General features: G+C 68.6%; 4 protein-coding genes and 1 pseudogene. All 5 read right to left on the bottom strand.

Translation table 11 applies throughout. The features are described 5' to 3' along the window. Positions 1–517: 517 nt before the first annotated feature. Entirely contained in the window at positions 518–736 is a 219-nt protein-coding gene (locus ACIQVL_RS51440; RefSeq protein WP_403479301.1) for a hypothetical protein, read from the bottom strand. A gap of 145 nt (positions 737–881) precedes the next feature. Beyond that, positions 882–1,799, bottom strand: coding sequence for an NADP-dependent oxidoreductase (locus tag ACIQVL_RS51445; RefSeq protein WP_403430561.1), 918 nt, complete (start codon positions 1,797–1,799; stop codon positions 882–884). Next, positions 1,732–2,493, bottom strand: coding sequence for a class I SAM-dependent methyltransferase (locus ACIQVL_RS51450; protein WP_403479302.1), 762 nt, complete (start codon positions 2,491–2,493; stop codon positions 1,732–1,734). Before ACIQVL_RS51450 ends, ACIQVL_RS51445 begins: the two co-directional genes overlap by 68 nt. Continuing rightward, entirely contained in the window at positions 2,490–2,999 is a 510-nt protein-coding gene (locus tag ACIQVL_RS51455) for a hypothetical protein (protein WP_403479303.1), read from the bottom strand. The genes ACIQVL_RS51450 and ACIQVL_RS51455 overlap by 4 nt, the downstream gene beginning before the upstream one ends. A 2-nt stretch (positions 3,000–3,001) precedes the next feature. Continuing rightward, positions 3,002–3,739, bottom strand: a pseudogene (locus tag ACIQVL_RS51460) (molybdopterin-dependent oxidoreductase); the annotation flags it as partial. Positions 3,740–3,832 lie beyond the last annotated feature (93 nt).

The raw sequence follows: 3,832 nt of genomic DNA on the forward strand, positions 1-3,832 counted from the left end.
GCCCTGTTCTCATGCCCGCGGCCAGCTGCGATCACCCGATCGAGACTCCCGTTCGACGCACACCCCTCAAGATCGGAACGACAACAGCGTCTAAGGACCAGCAGAGGAACAACACGCGGGCGCGCATCCAGTCGACCTGCCGTGTCGCCTCCGCACCTGTTCCAGGCCCTCCAACGACCTGACGGCCTTTCAGGCCATACGTCATTCGTGCGTCACGCCGCAAGAACCAACGGGCGCCGCCACCACCACGCACCCCTCCCCCTCAGACGAATGCGAAGGTCACGCGGCATCGTCCGCCTTCACCTGTTCCCACGCCCGGAAACAGGTCGAGCAGCCAGAAGAAGTCAGAAAACGGCAGGTCAGCGGCCTTGCCCGGCGGGTTCCAGGATCGCGACGCACTCCACGTGGGAGGTCATCGGAAAGATGTCAGCCTGGACGAGTCACGCAAAAGCCCAGCTCAGGGGCTTTTTATCCGCCCGTTGTCCCGCGTGCGGGAGCTCGGAGCGTCCAACGAGCGTCATGACCGACAATCCAACCTCTCGCTTCGCCGTGTGTCGATGCGGTGGCGGTGCAGGCCGAAGAGCTCTCCCCAGCGCGGTCCGGTGTAGAAGCCGAGCAGGCACATCGTCCGCCAGGCGGGGGCGAGTGCGTCGAGGATGCTCTGCGTCTGGTCGGGCGTGAACCACTGCGGTGGTTTGACCGCGATGGGTGGCAGGTCGATGCTGCACGGGCTCACCGCCACGTCGTCGTCGACCGCCGCAAGCTTGGTGGACGACGTCAGGTTCTAGGCTCGCCCACGAGCACGTCGCGGCCGAGCCGCTTCATCTCGTACACCGTGCGGATGACCCGCCACCCGCCAGTCGGACTGTGGCCATCACTCCCTACGGGCGTACGCGGATGACTGTCTTCCCGCTGCGTCGCGTGGTCGGGTTAAGGACACCGACGGCATCATCCAAGCTCGCGACGTCACCGATGTTCGTCCGCAGCCGTCCGTCCCGCACCCGCTGCACGATCTCACCCAGTTCGGCACGATCGGCCTCGACAACGAAGTCCACCGCCAGACCGTCAGTGGGCCGCGCCTCGACCGGGCCGACGACGGACACCAGCGTTCCTCCTGCCCTGATCAGGGCAGCGGACCGCTTCTGGACGTCGCCGCCGATGACATCGAAGACCAGATCGACGCCGCCGACGTCCTTCAGCGCGTCGTTCTCAAGGTCGACGAACTCATGCGCGCCGAAGTCGAGTGCCTTCTCACGGTCGGCGGCGCGTCCGGTGCCGATGACGTAAGCGCCGGCCTCACGTGCGAGCTGGGTAACCATCGTCCCGACTGCCCCTGCCGCCCCATGGGCGAGCACGGTCTGGCCGGTCTGCAGGCGGCCGTGCTGGAACAGCCCCTGCCACGCGGTCAGACCTGAGATGGGCAGGGACGCGGCTACCGTGAAGTCGACGTCACCGGGCAGCGGTGCGAGGTTGCGTGCTTCGATCGCAACGTACTCCGCCAAGGTGCCGTCGCGGTGCCAGTCGGCGAGGCCGAACACCCGCTGCCCGGCCGACAGCCCCGTCGTGCCGTAGCCGAGGGCGGTGACCACTCCGGCCAGCTCGTGGCCGGGGATCGACGGTGTCTTGTCACGGCCGGCGCGATCGGTCCAGGTCGATGGCCACTCCATCTCCGTCGGGACGAAGCCCGATGCATGAATCCGAACGATGACGTCGTTGATCGCCGCGGACGGCTCAGGCCGCTCCGTCAGCGTCATCCCGGCCGTTCCCGCGGCCTGGTCGGTCACCACAATGGCCTTCATTGAGATCCCCTTCCTCGTGTGTCGTCGTGGGTTCAGATTTTCGATGAGCCAGGGTGAGGAAACTGCGGTGTCCGCTCGTCCACTGGTCGGTGATGCTGAGGGCGAGGTCCTCGGCGGCCCTGCGTAGCGCGCGTCGTCCCAGCAGCGCCCAGGGGAAGGGCGGGCCGCTGTGGCCCTGGAGGTCCTCGAACCGCGCCGTGCACAGCTCCTCGGTGTCATCCGGGTCGACCTCGATGACGAGGCGTCCCGCCGGGGCCATGAGTCCACCACAGCGGCGCAGCAGGCTGTGCGGGTCGCCTCCGATGCCGACGTTGCCGTCGATCAGCAGAACCGTCTGCCAGCCGCGCTCGGCCGGCAGACGGTCGAAGACCGACCGGCACAGTGCGAGCCCACCCTGGACAGTGGTGAGTGCGACCGCACGAGGTGCGATGTCGACCCCGAAAGCGAAGACTCCCCGGCTCAGAAGCGCTCTGCACATACGGCCCGGACCGCAGCCGATGTCGAGGACGGGGCCGGCACAGCGTTCCAGCACGGTCCTGTCGGCAGCCGTGGGCTGTTCGTGCCAACGGTGAACCGGCATCCGAATGCGGCGCCCGTCTTCCAGCCGTAGGTACACCGGTTCCCGGCCGGGCCGCAGAGCGAGGGCGTAAGGGTCCTCGTCCGCGGCGTACAGGTCGTTCTCGTCTGCTGTCACAGTGCCGTGCCAGGCCCGGCAGCGGAGCGGCTCTCGTCGTCGCCGGGCCGGCGCACTCGGCGCAGTCGCGCGGCGAAGGCGACCGCGGAGGCTGCGAAGAGCACGCCGGTGATCGCCAGCCATCGGCCGAGGTAGACGCTGTCGGACAGGCCGGTGTCACCGGGGTAGGGCCCCGCCAGACGGAGGATGAGAGGGAACCAGACCAGCAGGAGGAGACCGGACAGAAAGGCGGGAACCCGCAGGTGGTTGATCCACCGCACCGTCGGCCTGTCGGAGGCATCGGCGGCTTGGTGCCGCAGGACGGAGAGCGCCGACAGGTCGGCCAGCGAGTACAGGGGCAGCAGGATGAGGTCGTGGAGGACGGCCGCGCCGACGAACCAGATCGCCACCTCCCAGGGCTGGACGGCGAACAAGCGCACCAGGGCATACCCAGTCAGGGCGAACGAGGCAATCAGGACGAGCAGGTGCAGCGGTCCGGAGCCGTACCAGCGGACGAGTCGTGCCATGGTCACGCCCTGAAGGTGAGCCGGTGAACCCACTTGGTGTTGTTCACGCCGGGGTTGGCCGGGACGATGACGCGGGCCGGGTAGCCGTGGTCGAGCGAGAGGTCCGCGCCGTTGACGCGCAGGGCGAGCAGCGCTCGGGGGTCGCGGATCTGGTTGCCGCGCAGCACCACCCTGGTAAAGGGGCCTGGCGGTTGGATCGACTGGACCAGGACGCTTGCCGCGTCGGGCAGACCGGCCAGGGCAGCGAGGTCGGCCAGCCGCAGTCCGCTCCAGTGTTGGTCCTCGGTGGACCAACCCTCCACACAGGCGATCGGCAGTGCGGCGCCATGCTGAGGCATCGCCAGAAGCTGCTCGCGGGTGAAGACCTGCGGCGCTCCGCGTCCGTGCACCTCCAGTCGCCAGGTGGGGCCGACGAGCGCGGGGGTGATGCCGACCTTCGCCGCCGTCTTGTTGATCTGGAAGCTGTTCGGACCGCTGCCCGGATCGCGGTTGTGCGGAGCGAGCAGTGCTGTGCCGCGCATCCAACCACCGATGCTCTGTCCGGCGGTCACCACGAGGAGAAGCAGCGATCCCGCGCCCACCATGCCGAGTGCGCCGCGGCGGGTCATCGTCGGCGCGGCGGGAGCGGCCGCCACCAGGCCGTCGGGGTCGGGGGGCTCGGGCACGGTGTGGGCGAGACCGGTGCGCAGTTCGGTCCTCAGGCTGCGCGAGCGCAGGGCCCGGGTCATCCGGCCGAGCCTGAGACGCTGTTGTCGTTCCGATCTTGAGGGGTGTGCGTCGAACGGGAGTCTCGATCGGGTGATCGCAGCTGGCCGCGGGCATGAGAACAGGGC

The organism is Streptomyces sp. NPDC090499 (assembly GCF_044769305.1).
Taxonomy (GTDB): domain Bacteria; phylum Actinomycetota; class Actinomycetes; order Streptomycetales; family Streptomycetaceae; genus Streptomyces.

What these genes read in the sequence shown, in the direction of transcription:
- ACIQVL_RS51455 (WP_403479303.1), bottom strand. Translation starts at nt 2,999, where the DNA reads ATGGCACGACTCGTCCGCTGGTACGGCTCCGGACCGCTGCACCTGCTC.
- ACIQVL_RS51445 (WP_403430561.1), bottom strand. Translation starts at nt 1,799, where the DNA reads ATGAAGGCCATTGTGGTGACCGACCAGGCCGCGGGAACGGCCGGGATG.